Origin of the sequence: Ruminobacter amylophilus (assembly GCF_900115655.1) — a bacterium.
Classification (GTDB): domain Bacteria; phylum Pseudomonadota; class Gammaproteobacteria; order Enterobacterales; family Succinivibrionaceae; genus Ruminobacter; species Ruminobacter amylophilus.
Genome location: NZ_FOXF01000008.1, coordinates 13,756 through 28,485 on the forward strand (window position 1 = coordinate 13,756; position 14,730 = coordinate 28,485).

The 14,730-nt window shown below is 38.0% G+C and carries 14 protein-coding genes; 9 read left to right on the forward strand and 5 right to left on the reverse strand.

All coding sequences use genetic code 11. The features are described 5' to 3' along the window. The first annotated feature begins 198 nt into the window (after positions 1-198). Entirely contained in the window at positions 199-1,383 is a 1,185-nt protein-coding gene (locus BMY80_RS03455) for a 1-acyl-sn-glycerol-3-phosphate acyltransferase (protein WP_084155395.1), read from the forward strand. 195 nt (positions 1,384-1,578) lie between these two features. Here BMY80_RS03455 and BMY80_RS03460 read toward each other — a convergent pair whose 3' ends face one another. Beyond that, on the reverse strand, positions 1,579-2,739 hold the full coding sequence (locus BMY80_RS03460) for a type III PLP-dependent enzyme (protein WP_093140933.1): 1,161 nt from the start codon (positions 2,737-2,739) through the stop codon (positions 1,579-1,581). A gap of 679 nt (positions 2,740-3,418) precedes the next feature. Here BMY80_RS03460 and BMY80_RS03465 point away from each other — a divergent pair. From BMY80_RS03465 to BMY80_RS03485, 5 genes are read left to right on the forward strand one after another with little or no spacing between them, the layout of a single operon-like run. Then, on the forward strand, positions 3,419-4,054 hold the full coding sequence (locus tag BMY80_RS03465; protein ID WP_093140936.1) for a GspH/FimT family pseudopilin: 636 nt from the start codon (positions 3,419-3,421) through the stop codon (positions 4,052-4,054). An 8-nt stretch (positions 4,055-4,062) separates the two neighbouring features. After that, complete coding sequence (locus BMY80_RS03470; RefSeq protein WP_093140938.1) at positions 4,063-4,674, forward strand: type IV pilus modification PilV family protein; 612 nt, start codon at positions 4,063-4,065, stop codon at positions 4,672-4,674. Beyond that, complete coding sequence (locus BMY80_RS03475) at positions 4,671-5,663, forward strand: PilW family protein (RefSeq protein WP_093140941.1); 993 nt, start codon at positions 4,671-4,673, stop codon at positions 5,661-5,663. Before BMY80_RS03470 ends, BMY80_RS03475 begins: the two co-directional genes overlap by 4 nt. Positions 5,664-5,678: 15 nt before the next feature. Then, complete coding sequence (locus BMY80_RS03480; protein ID WP_093140943.1) at positions 5,679-6,293, forward strand: pilus assembly PilX family protein; 615 nt, start codon at positions 5,679-5,681, stop codon at positions 6,291-6,293. Between the two features lie 17 nt (positions 6,294-6,310). Further along, complete coding sequence (locus tag BMY80_RS03485) at positions 6,311-6,751, forward strand: type IV pilin protein (protein WP_177178483.1); 441 nt, start codon at positions 6,311-6,313, stop codon at positions 6,749-6,751. Between the two features lie 272 nt (positions 6,752-7,023). On the opposite strand, the gene BMY80_RS03490 is transcribed toward BMY80_RS03485, so the two are convergent. Both BMY80_RS03490 and BMY80_RS03495 read right to left on the reverse strand, forming a co-directional pair. After that, positions 7,024-7,878: a 23S rRNA (adenine(2030)-N(6))-methyltransferase RlmJ gene (locus BMY80_RS03490; RefSeq protein ID WP_093140948.1), complete on the reverse strand. Its 855-nt coding sequence runs from the start codon at positions 7,876-7,878 to the stop codon at positions 7,024-7,026. A gap of 16 nt (positions 7,879-7,894) precedes the next feature. Then, the gene (locus BMY80_RS03495; protein WP_093140951.1) at positions 7,895-9,841 is read right to left on the reverse strand and encodes an ABC transporter ATP-binding protein; all 1,947 of its coding nucleotides are present in this window, start codon (positions 9,839-9,841) and stop codon (positions 7,895-7,897) included. A gap of 520 nt (positions 9,842-10,361) precedes the next feature. Here BMY80_RS03495 and BMY80_RS03500 point away from each other — a divergent pair. After that, positions 10,362-11,015 carry an FKBP-type peptidyl-prolyl cis-trans isomerase gene (locus BMY80_RS03500; protein ID WP_093140954.1) on the forward strand — a complete coding sequence of 218 codons (654 nt, stop codon included), beginning with the start codon at positions 10,362-10,364 and terminating at the stop codon, positions 11,013-11,015. A 102-nt stretch (positions 11,016-11,117) separates the two neighbouring features. After that, positions 11,118-12,608 carry a tRNA uracil 4-sulfurtransferase ThiI gene (thiI, locus tag BMY80_RS03505; protein WP_031578790.1) on the forward strand — a complete coding sequence of 497 codons (1,491 nt, stop codon included), beginning with the start codon at positions 11,118-11,120 and terminating at the stop codon, positions 12,606-12,608. A gap of 119 nt (positions 12,609-12,727) precedes the next feature. On the opposite strand, the gene BMY80_RS03510 is transcribed toward thiI, so the two are convergent. Continuing rightward, positions 12,728-13,297 (reverse strand): DJ-1 family glyoxalase III, encoded by a 570-nt coding sequence (locus BMY80_RS03510; RefSeq protein ID WP_031578789.1) that lies wholly within the window; start codon positions 13,295-13,297, stop codon positions 12,728-12,730. A 13-nt stretch (positions 13,298-13,310) separates the two neighbouring features. Then, entirely contained in the window at positions 13,311-14,186 is an 876-nt protein-coding gene (locus BMY80_RS03515; RefSeq protein WP_198020412.1) for a ketopantoate reductase family protein, read from the reverse strand. Positions 14,187-14,432: 246 nt separating this feature from the next. Here BMY80_RS03515 and BMY80_RS03520 point away from each other — a divergent pair, with 246 nt between their 5' ends. After that, positions 14,433-14,684, forward strand: coding sequence for an exodeoxyribonuclease VII small subunit (locus BMY80_RS03520; protein ID WP_031578787.1), 252 nt, complete (start codon positions 14,433-14,435; stop codon positions 14,682-14,684). Positions 14,685-14,730: the final 46 nt, after the last annotated feature.

The following is a 14,730-nucleotide window of genomic DNA, read 5'->3' on the forward strand; positions in this document are numbered from 1 at the left end:
GCTAAAATTGCATTAGTATATTAAGATCTTTACGCTAAACATAATATATCCTGTGATATTAATCACTATAGTGTATTATATCATGCTGAGTAAAAAGTTGATAATCAGCATTTGTTTGTTTTGGCTTATCGGCTGGAATATACAGTTTGTAAATTTACATTTTTAAGAATAATTTTTCTGAATTTGGAGAAATTTTAAATGAGCATAGATTCATCCGCTCAGAATGTTGAACAGAATGAAAAAGAGTCTGTTTTGGATAATAATGTTATAACAACTGAATCATCTGAATTTGATGACATCAGACATTATCGTGATGATGAGGTTCAGGATGCCATTAAGAGTATTCTGGATAATGAAGAATTAGTAACAGGTATTTACAAGAGAATTTTTGGTTTTCTTCCGGATTTTCTGTCAAAATTAGGTAAGCCTTTTTTGAAATTTATCCTGAAACTTCGTTTTTCCAAGGTTAAAACTATTGCTCAGGTTCAGAATTATGTTGCAAGATTCATGAAAGGTATTATCAGAGATACCACTGATGGTTTTACCTGTAAGGGTTTTGAAAAGCTGGATCCTAAAAAGGGATATCTTTTTATTTCCAATCATCGTGATATTTCTCTCGACCCTGCATTTATTGATATGGCATGCTATTTCAATAATCTTGATACAGTTAAAATTGCAATAGGCGACAACCTGCTTCGCATGAAGGTGGCTACCGATCTGATGCGTCTGAATAAAAGTTTCATAGTAAAACGTTCGGTTCAGGGACGAGACAAACTTAAAGCCCTGGCTCATTTGAGTGAGTACATCGGTCGTTCAATTGAAGAAAACCATAATGTATGGATTGCCCAGAGAGAAGGTCGAGCTAAAGACGGAAATGACAAAACCGAAGAAGCGATCCTCAAGATGTTTTATATGTATGGAAAAAAGAAAAAACTGTCTTTTAAGGACTATGTGAAAACATTAAACATTGTTCCTGTTTCCATAACATATGAATTTGATCCTGGTGATCAGGCAAAGGCAAAGGAAATATTTGAAACAGAGAAAAACGGTACATATGTAAAATCTCAGTTTGAAGATATTGACAGTATCGTTGGCGGTATAAACGGTTATAAAGGTAGGGTAAATATCACTGCCGGCGAGCCTCTTTCAGGAGATTTTGAAACACCTGAAGAGCTTGCGCAGACAATTGATAACTTTATTTATTTGAATTATGCAATGTTCCCTTCCTGTCTTCTTTCAGCCGGCGTTGAAGATGGTGTCGCTCCTGAGGAAAAGAAAAAATTTGAAGAAAGAATGTCAAAAATTTCTCCTGAACTGCGTGATTATGTAAAGCGTATGTATGCGGCTCCATACTATAACCAGCAAAAGGTTAAGAAATCTTAAGCTGAACGTAATCTGATTAAATCCTCTTCTCTAATCTACTCGGGATTTAAAGAAGGGGATTTGTTTTTTTATAATAACTCTGATTTTTCCCTGTGGAATGTATTGTCTAAAACACGCAAGAAAGGGATGTTTTACTAAACATCCCTTTCTTTTATTTCCGCCGTATTTAGGCAGGAACGTATTTGTATCGTGCTGTTATTCTGCAGCAGGAATCTGGTATTCAGGATCTCTTTCAGTATCTATAACCAGGATATCGGTCTTGTTTATAAAGTTGAATTCTGTGGCTGTAGAAATTGTATAAGCTCCCATCATCTTGCCGACGATGATATCTCCGATATCAAGAGCAGGTAACTCAATGTTTTCTGCAATGATATCAATACTGTCACATGTAGGACCGGCAAGAACTGATTCCTGTTTGTCACCATCTACGTAAGGAGTGAACTTAGGATAGATCACGTGATCGAAAATCTGACCGCTGTAGCTGCAGTAGACACCATCATCAAGATAGTACCATGGTTTATTGAATCTTTCTGCCTTGCCCACAACAGTGCATATGTTTATCATGGCTGGGGCGCTCAGAAATCTTCCAGGTTCAGCAATAATCTTGATGTCTGATGGAATCTGCTTTAAAGCATCACGAATAGGGGCACAGAAGTCGAAAATATTGGTACTTTCTGCTTTTTCATAGTCAACAGGGAAACCTCCGCCGATATCAAGAACTTTGAGTTTAATTCCTGAATCAGAAGCTTCTCTGATAATCTTTGCACAGTCGTTAATAGCTTCAACATGTCTGTTGGCATTAGGTACTTGAGAACCTACATGGAATGAAAGACCATGAATATTTAAACCCAAACTACCGGCAAGTTTAAGCAACTCCAGACAGTCTTCAGGAAGAACCCCGAATTTTTTTGACAGATCCACAGGGGTTTCAGGATTAGGGAAGCTTACCCTGATAAGAAGTTTTACTTCATCTTTGTATGGGGTAAATTTTTTTGCTTCTTCCACATTATCCACAACAAAAGTATTACAACCGTAATCTAGAGAATAGCGGATGTCATTGTCTTTCTTGATAGGGTGGGTGTGGATACACTGCATAGGATTGATCTTAAGAGATCTTACAAGATCAATCTCTCCCTTGGATGCCAGATCAAAGCAGGCTCCTTCTTCAAGAAGAGAAGAAACAACATCTTTGTTGGGAAGCGGTTTTAATGCGTAATGAAGAGTTACATCCGGCAGGGCTCGTGAGAGCTCCTGATACTGAAAACGAACGGTTGCCTTATCAAGTATCAATAAAGGTGAACCATGCTTATTAATAAGCTCGCGGTAATTAAGTTTGGTATTGAATAAATTGTTCATGGGCTTCTAGTAGCACCTCACAAATGGGTTTGCACCCCTGCCAAAAGATAGCTGTAGAGAAGAGGAGATTCGAAATCAGTCTGGTCTTCTCAATAAGCGTTAAAAATTTTTTTAGTTTGTGCATTATTGTGAAAAATGCAGTTTTGTGCAATAAATATTTTTGGATAAGTAAAAAAAAATAGAAAATTTTATAAAATATGTACTTTTTTATGAGTTGATATTGATTTTTTTATTAATAAAACATATGTGAATACACAACAGTTTTTGAAATTGATCACGATATTTGTCTGTTTTTAAAAACTAGAATGCATGAATTATGTTTAGATTAAATTCCGTGTAGACGAGAGAGCAGTTTTTAAAGGTTAATTCATAGAGAATAACTGTTTTGGCAGTATATTATTTAAAACTAAATAGAAATAAGGTTAACACAATTAAATGTATATTTTTTAACTTGTTTATGAATGATAGATCACATATTATGGAGTGATGCATTAGAGAAAAATTCTAAAAATTGATTAATTTGGCATAAGAATTTTGTTTTTTTTACATAAAATTATCATTGGTGTAATTTTTTTTGTATTTATCTCTCAAATATTTAACCCAAGTGTAACAAAGATTAAAAAAGTTATTAAAATTGGAAAGTGTGGATTATTATAAATTGAGTCTAACGGAGATTATTATGACTTATCTGAATATGACGGATACGTTGTACACAGGAGGTGGAAGCGTGACGTTTCAAAAAGTTTGTAATAACAAGGGCTTTACTCTACTAGAAATGATTGTGGCTATTGTTATTGCAGGAATTCTAATGTTGGTGGCTATACCTAACATGCGTGATTGGAAATTAGAGCAGGATCTTGCGACAAAGGCTGAAGCTGTAATTGCTGAATTTGATCTTGCAAGAACCACAGCCCAGCAGACTAATCAGCCAGTGACAATACAGCCAATTAACCAAAGGGACTGGAACAGAGGGTTTGGTACATTTATTAACTCTAACTTTGCTACGGGACGAGGAGATTTCACCGATAATGATGATTTCGTGTCTAATTTTGATATAACTGATAACAATATCAGATTTAGTGTCGGTACTGATGCACAAACAAATCCGAATGCAAATATTCGTTTTCTGCCGAATGGTATGTCTGGTCTGGTTGGGGCTGCTCAGCAAGATGTTATGGCAGTTCAAGGCAACGTCACTGCAAGATTGTGTCGTGTTATATCTGGACGTGCTGTTACCTGGACCATAGTAATGAGAACATCTGGCGACACAACCAAACAAATGACACAGAACGCGACTGATTGCGTTGGCTACTGAGGTGATTTATGAATAGAAAGCAAAAAGGTTTCTCTTTACTGGAACTTCTCGTTTCAATGCTGATCGTGTCTGTTGCTATGCTGGGTTTTGCAGCTTTGCAGGCTTATAGTTCCAGAGCTTTAAGCAGTTCTTATGCCAGAACTTCTGAAACTGCAGTTTTTCAGGATTTTATTAAGTTGTTTCAGGTAAGTAACTACTCTGTAAGTAATTTAGCTTGGGGAGGAGAACAGGAGATTGATTTTAATTGCGCCAATGCAAAAACTCAATTGAGATATCAGGGACAGGCTGTTTCTCCTGTATCTGTTTTGGCAAATGGTGTTGAGGACGTTTGCACAAGGCTTGCTAGGTCTCCAGCCATTGTAAGTCAGGCTGTTAGGTTTAGATTGACAAGAAATTTGACAGCTCTCAGTAAATTAAATTCTTATCAGTTAACTATAAGTTTTGCGTATGTACCTAAGAAAAAGGGTGATCGTACTGATCAGAATGGCAATGACATAGTTGTATCTCTTGATAATTTGGATAACTACTGTCCGATAACGGGGAATGTTAATGATGATATTCTTAATAAACGTCGTATAGAGCATGGAGTTGTGTGCAATAGAATTGAGGTGTTGTTATGATTTTATCAAACAAGAAGGGTTTTGGCTTAATAGAACTTATGATAAGCATATTGGTTGCCTCAATTATTGTTGCGGGATTATATCAGATGCTGACGTCAAGTATGTTGAATTTTGGTATATCCAGTGCTACAGGTCGTTCAGGAAAAAGTGCACGACAGGTGGATAACCTTGTTAATAATCTTATATTTCAGGCAGGGCACATGAACTACAGAAGATACGCTGAGAAAGCTAAATTTATGGCTGAGAGCTCAGCCTTTAGCTCAAATACTTTCTTCAGTAATACATATGCATGGAGAAGAGATGTCTTTATCCATGGTGGTTCTTTATTCAATGGAAACAACAGTATTAAGTTCAGATTCTTTGGTTCTTCCTTAAGAGATGACGTTCGAGATGACAACGGGAACACTGTAGCAAACGGCTATACTTTTGACTGTCGAGGTATCAGTGTCCCTGATACTGTAGAATTGGAAATGCTTATTTTTGTGAACAATAATGGTCTTGTATGTGCACAGCATGCTCTTCAGGGGGACGCAGCCACTTGGGATATACCTGTCGGCACACCTCAGGTCATTGATGGTTCAATTGTAAGTATGAGAATTTTGTATGGTACTACTCGCACAGGTGAGGGTGATGCCTATTTTACTGCAGAATCCGTAGGTGATTTTTGGCCGTTTATAAATCTGGTTAAATATTCATTCGTTACATCACAGGAAACAGGTCAGAATGTAATTAAAGCTCAGAACACCAATAATGGCCGAGTTGAGTTGACTTTATTTGACCAAAATGAAATTAGCCCTAGTGGTCCGTGCCCTTCAGACGCCTTCTTTAATAAGTCAACTATGAATTATACCGGTTCACGCGTATGTGTAAACAATCCTGTATCTAATGATAATATGGGAATATACGTTGTTCCAAATGATAGAACAACCAGAATGCACCGCATAATTTCAGGTACTGTTCCTTTGTTTAACGGTTCTAATTTTGAGTAAGGGAGATTCAATATTATGTTTATCAGAAATCAAAGAGGTGTGGCACTTGTTGTCGCATTGATGATAACGGTAATTATTGGAATTATTGCCGTTACTCTCGCAGGTGTTACTTCTAAAAGTCAGAAGAGTGACAACTCTTATTACGGTCGCGCACTGGGTTCAAATAGCGCTATTTCAGGTGTAAACAGAGCTATAAATTTCTTGTCCGCAACCAGCAATGTAAAGGATTTTTCTAAAAGAGCTGATATGTTTAAAAAGGAGGGAACTCCCTCTGTATCTCAGTGGACTATTGACGGTAGCTTAGTTAATACTGCTGATTTTTTCAGAGGTATTAAACGGCTTAGGAATAATAATGAGGTTAATTCTCAGAATAATCCGTGGTATAGAAATGCCTCTGAATGGGATGCTAGTTTATGCCCTAAGAATAATTGTGTTGTTCTAAATAATGGAACAACAATCTATTACATTGAACAGAGAGAGATTCGTCCTTGCGACGCTACTGGTTCGGAATGTAATTTCAATTATGAATATTATCGAATCACCTCAAGAGGACTTGACAGAGTAGGTAATAACCGTTCAGCAGCTATAGTACAGACACATGTTAGAGTTAGAGTACCAAAAGTAGATTAATGTGTATGGAGGGTAATATGGTAGATTTAAATAATAGAAAGGGGTTCACCTTAATTGAGTTACTGATAACCATTGTTATTGTTGGTATTTTGTCTATGATTGCTGTTCCTTCATATCGTAGTTATGTTGTACAGGCTAGAAGATCTGATGCTGAACAGGAATTAACAAAGTTGGTAAGTGCGTTTGAAAACTGTTTTTCACTAAATAACACATATGCCAATTGCGTTGACAATAATGTTAATCCTTTGCCTGATAGCGTTAGTAATTATTATAATTATCAACAGTTTATTTCAGATAATGGTAATGAGTATTTTATTACTGTACAGGCCAGAGGATCTCAGACTAGAGATGTGCAGGCTTGCCAAACATTAACAATTAACAGTTTAGGAAGAAAATTTTCAAACTGTTCAATTGATGCGTGTAGAGGACAATCAGCTGATTCAAATCATTGCTGGTAGTATTTAAGTAATAAAGTACAAATAACTAAAAGCCTGTTGCTAATCAAAGTGATTGATAACGGGTTTTTTTGTATATGATTTGAAGTGAGCCTGTAACTTTAATTAATAAAAAGTTCCTAAAGTCTGGCTACCCTAAAAAGAAATCGTTAGACGCAAAAAGGAAAGAATCATTTTAAATGTTTCTTTCCTTTCTGGTGATTTTAGAATTTCAGTATGAAAGTCTCTTCCATAAGGTAATTGTATATACCGTCTAATCCGCACATTGATGCATATTAATCATCATTTGTGAGTATTTCCAATCTGTATCTTGCGGTATTATCCAATGCCAGTGATTTTGTGATTTCCGGAAGAATTATCTCAAGTTTGTCCATTAAATTATACGGGGCATTGCAGATAATCATTCCTGAACCATGCATACCCATTAATGTGTCTTGTGCACATACCGTAAACTCGGCTTTAATGGTACGTTTTATGTTGATCTTTGTAAGGCTTCTTACAAGTTCGTAGCTGTGGTCACTGGCTTTTCCCAATAACGGGTACCAGATGGCATATACACCCTGTGCAAATTTCCCATAGGCCTTTTTGACAATGCTGACGGTATGTTTATAATCATTTTCGAGTTCATATGAAGGGTCTATAAAAATAAGACCTCTGCGTATGGCTGGTGGAAGTAAAGCCAACACACCTTCTTCAGCGTCACGATGGTGTACATGGCAGTATTTGTAATGATAAAGGTTGTATTTCAGGTTGTCGTATTCTGTCGGGTGCAATTCTAAAAACTGTGCATTATCAGCTTCATCAAGCATCTGTGCAGCAATCATGGGAGAACCTGGATAGTATTTAAGAGTTTCCTCGCCATCGTTTACTGTATTCAGAATCTTATAGTAATCAGGAACTTCTCTTAGCAGTAACTCATTGTTCAAAATTTTGTTAATGCCGTTTCTATATTCTGAGGTCTGTTGACTCCAGGCGCTTTGTAGAGAATAGGCCCCGGCACCGGAATGGGTATCTATGTAACTTAGTGGTTTCCCCTTCTGTTTTAACTGACGCAGAATAAGACATAAAACCATGTGCTTCAGCACATCTGCGTGGTTTCCGGCATGAAATCCGTGTCTATAACTTAGCATAATTCTATTCCTGTTCTTAATCTGTATTCTGATATTGATTAAATTCGTTTGTTTGCTGTTCTAACAGTTCACTTTTTTCCATCCACAGCATTTCAGCTTCTTCAAGTTCAGAGGATACTTTGCTCTGTTGTAGAAGGACCTTCTGGAGTTCATCCTTGTGTTCAGCATTATATATGCTTTCATCCGTAAGTTGAATTTCAAGCTGTTTCTTTTCGGAGGTTAGTTTTGTTATTTTTTTATCAAGATTTTCAATTTCTTTCTTTAAAGGACGAAGTCTTTCTCTGAATTCTGCTTCCAGTTTTTTCTGTTCTTTGGATTTAAATGCTGACTTTGAACTGCTTTTACCTTCATCCTGAGATCTGCTGAGTTCTTTTTTCTGCTGTTCGTTCTTCTTGTCAAGTTCAACCAGATAGTTGTGGTAGTCATCCAAATCACCATTAAACTGTGAAACTTTACCTTCGCTTACAAGATAAAATTCATTTGTTGTTGTTTTCAGAAGGTGTCTGTCATGAGAAACAACTATTAAAGCACCTTTGAAGTCGGACAGAGCTAGAATGATTGCCTCTCTCATATTGAGATCAAGGTGGTTGGTCGGTTCGTCAAGCAGTAATAAATTTGGTCTTTGCCAAACAATGAGGGCAAGAACAAGTCTTGCCTTTTCACCACCGCTGAAATGTTCAACTTTATCCAGGGCTTTGTCTCCGCTGAAGCCAAAGCCTCCCAGGAAGGACCTAAGCTCCAGTTCCTTATGATTATCGGCAAGCTTTGTAAGGTGTGATAATGGTGTACCATCATTATCCAGATATTCCAGCTGATGCTGGGCAAAGTATCCTACTTTTATCCCCTTGGCTATTTCTACTGAGCCCCCAAGTGGAGGTAAAGTTCCTGCAATGGTCTTTATAAAGGTGGATTTACCGGCTCCGTTTCTACCGAGAAGGCCAATTCTGGATCCTGGAACAAGGTTGATTTTGACATCTGTAAGGACGGTTTTATCAGGGTATCCAGCACTTAAATTTTCCATTCTTACAAGTGTTTGAGGAAGTTCAGTGCTGTCTCTGAATTCGAAAGAAAAAGGTGAATCGTAGTGAGCAAGTACGATTCTTTCCATTTTTTCCATTGCTTTAAGACGACTCTGGGCCTGTTTCGCTTTTGTTGCCTTGTACCTGAATTTATCTACAAAAGCTTGAAGATGTGCCAGCTGAGCCTGCTGTTTTTCGTAGAGAGCCTGCTGAAGATTAATTTTGTGGGCTCTTTCTTCTTCAAAGCTTGTAAAATTACCTGTATACATGTTCAGTTTCTGATTTTCCATATGGATGATATGGGTACATATATTGTCAAGAAAATCCCTGTCATGTGAAATGATAATCAGTGTTCCGCTGTAGTTCTTGAGCCAGTCTTCAAGCCAGATTACAGTATCCAGATCGAGGTGGTTCGTCGGTTCGTCAAGAAGTAGCAGGTCTGATGGGCATAAAAGGGCCTGAGCAAGATTCAGACGCATTCTCCATCCACCTGAAAAGTTTTTAACTGGACTGTTGTATTCTTCCTGACTGAATCCCAAACCTGTAAGCAGTGTTTCTGCACGGCTTTTGATAGTGTATGCTCCGATATTTTCAAGTTCTGCATGTATTTCCGCCATGGCCATGCCATTGTGTGAGTTTTCTGCATCCTCCATCATCTTCTGCAGATTTCTGTATTTGGTGTCACCATCAATTACATAATCAAGAGCACTTTTATCAAGTCCGGGGGTTTCCTGCGCCACAGAACTTATAACCCATCCGTTAGGGATAATTATTTCTCCTGATTCAGGTGATAATTCTCCTTTTATGGCTGCAAATAGTGTTGATTTACCACACCCGTTACGCCCTACAAGGCCGACTCTTTTGTGAGGGTATATTGTGGCAGTTGCGTCTTTAAGCAGGGTGTTTGTCCCACGCATTATTTCCAGATTATTGATGTAGATCATGATATTCGTTTAATTCTGATTTAAGCACATATAACGCTGATACGTGATATGGTTGCTTATGCATTATGTTGTACCGGAAACGTCTTTAACAGTGTCCGGTATTGCCTAAAATAAAAAGTAATAATGTACAGAGGTATGTATTAAATTTTCTGCAAGCTAATATATCATATACTTTAAATAAAGATAAGTTTATGTTCTGTTGGAGTTCGTGGGCAGGAACTTATTAAGTTATTGTAAGAATTATTTTTTTCAGAAGTAAAAGAGTTGATTACAAGGAAGTAAGCTGCCACACTGCAAAAAATATCAGTATTACCTAACGCGTTTCTTTTTGATGATATATTCCTTCAAATTGACGGTAGATGATACTTTTAGATTGAAACACAAGGTGAGAGTTCAGAAAGTAATTTGTGTACAGAGATAAATTTAAAGAACGAACTTAAAGTATTAATACAATTCATTATGTTATAATCAGCGAGGTTTGTCTAAATTGGTTAAAATGATTTGCTGAGATTATTCATTTATGAAAATTACCTCTAATACTGTAGTATCAATTGATTACATTGTTACTGATGAAAATGGTCAGGTTCTTGACACCACTAATGGTCAGGATGCCATGGAAGTTCTTATCGGTCATTCAAATATTGTTCCCGGTCTTGAAGACGCACTGATGGGTAAGGAAAAAGGGGACAGGATTGATGTTCTTGTTCAGCCGGACAGAGCATACGGAATCAGACACCCTGAATTAATTCAGGAAATTGACATCAATATGTTTGAAGGCATGGAACTTAATGTCGGTGACAGTTTCCTTGCTGATACAGACATGGGAAAGAAGCCTATTGTCGTGAAGGAAATCAAGGGAGATACTGTTGTGGTTGACGGAAATCATCCTCTTGCCGGTATGACTCTTAAGTTTATGGTTGACATTATTGATGTAAGACAGGCTACAGATTCAGAAATTGAACATGGCCACGTTCACGGTGCGCACGGCTGCTGTCACGGACATGATGACGATCATGAATGCTGCGGCAAGCATCATCACGACCATGATGGAGAACATGAATGCTGCGGCAAACATCATCATGACCACGACGATGAGCACGAATGCTGCGGTAAGCATCATCATGAACATGATGAAGAACATGAATGCTGCTGTCACAAGCATGATCGTGAGTAATAAGTAACGCTTTAAGTCAAAGCTTGCTTCTCTGATATGGAATTTTAGAGGACACAATGAATTTGTGTCCTTGTTTTTATTACACACATAGTTATACTCCTTATGAAATACATTATTAAGTTTTTCCCTGAAATCATCGTAAAAAGCAAATCTGTCAGACAGGAAATGTCAAAGGTTCTGCAGCGAAATATCAGAAACGTGCTCAACAGAGCTTCTGTCAAGGTTAAAATTCAGGACTGCTGGGATAAGCTTGTAGTTCGTTTAGATGAAGAAAGCCCTTGTTCTAAAACTCCTGCCGAGATCGCCGAATTCCTTTGTCGTATTCCCGGAATTCATACGATTCTGGAATCTGAGGAATATGAATATTCTTCAATGCATGATATATACGAGAAGGTAGCTGCCGTATACGGTTTAAAGATTCAGGATAAAACTTTCTGTGTACGTGTAAAAAGAAAAGGAAATCAGGATTTTAAGTCTATTGATGTTGAAAAATACGTAGGTGGCGGTCTTAATCAGAATTTCAGTTCAAAGGGGGTTAAACTGAAAAATCCTGATATGACCATAAATCTTGAAATTGACAATAACCGCATGTTTCTTATTACTTCCGTTTATCAGGGAATGGGAGGATATCCGCTGTCTACTCAGGAAGAGGTTCTGAGTCTTATCTCCGGCGGTTTCGATTCCGGAGTTTCTTCATATATGTTCATAAGACGAGGCTGTCGTGTGCATTACCTGTTCTTTAACATGGGGGGCAACGCTCATGAAATAGGTGTTAAGCAGGAAAGTTACTATATCTGGGATAAATTCTCTTCATCTCACAAGGTTCGTTTTATCAGTGTTCCGTTTGAAAAGATGGTCGGTGAAATTCTTACTAAAACGGATCACAGTGTAAGAGGTGTGATTTTAAAACGCATGATGATGCGTATTGCATCCATAATAGCCAAAAAGCTTGGCGCCGGTGCTCTGGTTACTGGCGAAAGCGTCGGACAGGTGTCAAGTCAGACACTTACCAATCTGTCTGTGATAGACAGAGTAACTGATACTCTGATTCTTAGACCTTTGGTCGTGACCGACAAGCAGGACATCATTGATAAGGCAAGAGAGATTGGTACCATCCATTTTGCGGAAACGATGCCTGAATACTGTGGAGTTATATCCGATCGTCCGACAGTCAAAGCAGATATCAATTTTGTTGAGTCTGAAGAAAGCAAGATTGACATGTCTCTTATTGATGAACTTGCTGAAGCATCAAAATGGATGGATATAAGGGATATTCCAGAAGATACAAAGGAAATGATTGGCGGAGATGTGGAAATTACTGATTATGCAGCAAGCAATGAAGTAGTTGTTGATATCAGAGCTCAGGATGAAATCGATGCAAAACCTCTGGTGACAGATAAACCACATCTGACAATTCCGTTCTTTAAGATCTCTTCCGTATTTAAAGATCTTGATCAGACAAAAACCTATCTCCTGTACTGCGACAAGGGAGTTATGAGCAAGATGCAGGCCATGTATCTAAAGGATCAGGGCTTCCAGAATGTCAAGGTATATCGTCAGAGAGAAAAACAGCAGAGCTGCTGTGCTCTTTAAGTATCTGCTGCAACTTCCGGATACAATGAAACAAATTTTCCGGAAGGTGTTAATATGACACAGGTAATAATATGAATGAAAAAAGACTGGTGTGCCGGTCTTTTTCATCTTCTTTAAAATTAAGCGGTAATATCATGAGTATAGAGCATTCCTGATGCAACTTTGTTAGCTGTATCCACATCTTTGAGAACAGCTAGAATTGTGAAGGCAAATTTTGCCGCAAAAGCAGGCCCCTGAGCTGTAATAATCTTATTAACAGGGTCTATAACCACATCCTTGTCTGATTTGACGGGAATTTCATCAGTGGTTCCAGGATAACCGGTTGCCACAGTAGTGTTGTCAAGGATACCATGATGAGCCAGAACAAATCCCGGAGCGGCGCAGATAGCAGCAATAAGGGCTCCGCGTTCTCTTTGTTTTTTTAGAATGTTCCCTACAAGCTCTGATTTTCTGCAGTTTATGGAACCGTCATATCCACCAGGTACAACTACAACATCATAATTATCATTGGCATTTTTGAGCAGAATATCGGTCTTAATGGTCAGACCGTGGGCTGTTGATATTTCAGTTGAAGAGTCTGATACGGCTGCTGTGGTAACTTTTATTCCTCCTCTGGATAGAATATCAGTTACGGAGATGGTTTCCACATCCTCCGCACCGTTAGCCATAATTACAAGAGCTGAGGTCATAAGAACTCCTTAATCACATGTTTTTCAGTTTCTGATAAAGATTATCTATACATGGAGTTTTTATACCATAAATTTTGGCTTTTTTGATTAAAATTCCTAAAATGTAATCAATTTCTGATAATCTGCCGTAATAATAGTCCTGCTGCATGGATGAATAGTTTGTTCCCGTGTTTGCCGCTACGGTTTCAACACGGCGCTGCAGACTTTCAGAAGAGTCATTGAGTCCTAATTTTCTGAGGACAGGAGTTATTTCGGTTATGATATTCTTAATAATTTCCGGATCGCGCAGAATTTCGGCATTCACGCAGTTTCTTATGGCTGTTACAGGGTTGATTACGGCATTTACTGCCAGTTTTCTCAGAAGCTCGTCATAAATGGCATCAGTATATGTTCCTGAAGGAAGACTTTTTACAAAATATCTTATAACTTCGGTTTCTTTTGCGTGTTTCAGAGGTCCTACGTAGGTGGTACCCAGTCCTTTTTCAAATACACTGTACTTTTTATGAGTTGCACCGTTTGAGGTGGAAGCCAGATAAAGTCTGTTTTCGTGAGTCAGCTTTTTTAATTCTTCCTGGGCTCCGAAACCGTTAACCATAAGAATAACCGGCGTTTTACGATTCAGATGAGGAGCTATGTCTCTGATGATTTTGGCGACAGAGAATGCTTTCACAGTGATAATGATTAAATCAGCAGCTTTTACAAAGGACTCAGGATACACCCCTTTGGAACATCTGTATGTTGTCCCGCTGTTTATTGATTCACAGGAACAGGTAACACGTTTTTCTTTTTTGATTCTGGTATCAATAAAACAGGTTTTAAACAAACCTTTGCGTCTGAGCAGTTCGGCTGTCAACTGACCGATACTTCCTGCTCCTATAATGCAGGCCACTGGTTTCCCGTGAAGTTTTTTTAAGTCAGCTCTGTTGTTTGCTTTTCGGATGTTTCCGTGATATCTGATGGTTTTCATATCTGTGTAGTAACGGGGCTGTTAATAATCTGGCTGAGGTAACACATTCGTTCGATGTATCGCACGAAAAATGATACCGTGCTATAATCATTCTTTCTTAAGGTCGCATTATAGGACTTATTGCCTCCTTTTAGTAAATATTTTGTGTTGATCGGTGGAAATTAACTTATGGATAATCCTCAGACTCTTGAACAAATGCTTGAACAGATTGATGAACTTGTGAAGAAGATGGAGTCTGGAAAACTGCCGTTATCCGAGCACCTGAGTCTTTTTGAACAGGGGGTGGGGCTGATTAAAGACTGTGAAAAAGCTTTAAAGGATGCAGAAGGAAAAGTAAAAATACTAACCGACAGTCAATCTCTGGCAAACGGAACAAAAACAGGAGATGATGTCGTTTCTGATTTTAATGCCGGAATATAGTTTAGAATATATTAACAATAATCTGTATAATGAATGTAAGAAAGCA